The organism is Delftia sp. ASV31, from assembly GCF_016428765.1.
In the GTDB taxonomy this organism is placed as follows: Bacteria; Pseudomonadota; Gammaproteobacteria; order Burkholderiales; family Burkholderiaceae_C; genus Comamonas; species Comamonas acidovorans.
Map to the genome: position 1 here is coordinate 1 of NZ_JAELTK010000230.1, position 395 is coordinate 395.

1 pseudogene is annotated in these 395 nt (G+C 77.2%); it reads left to right on the plus strand.

From position 1 onward, the window contains the following. Positions 1 to 115: 115 nt before the first annotated feature. Positions 116 to 395: pseudogene (locus JHD82_RS30350) on the plus strand (hypothetical protein); the annotation flags it as partial.

The following is a 395-nucleotide window of genomic DNA, read 5'->3' on the forward strand; positions in this document are numbered from 1 at the left end:
CCCCCCCCCCCCCCCCCCCCCCCCCCCCCCCCCCCCCCCCCCCCCCCCCCCCCCCCCCCCCCCCCCCCCCCCCCTCCCAGCACAAGACGGCATACGCGCTCAACGTCAGCGTCTCGTGGGCTCGGAGATGTGTATAAGAGACAGGGCCCAGCGCATCGAGGCCCACTGGCGCAGCAACGGCCGTGGCGAGAAACTGGTCATGAGCTTTCATGGCGTGCCCGAGCGCACGCTGCACCTGGGAGAGGGGGAGGGGGTCTCTTATACACATCTGACGCTGCCGACGAAATGCGAACAGTGTAGGTCTCGGTGGGGGGCGGGGCGGGGGGGGGGGGGGGGGGGGGGGGGGGGGGGGGGGGGGGGGGGGGGGGGGGGGGGGGGGGGGGGGGGGGGGGGGG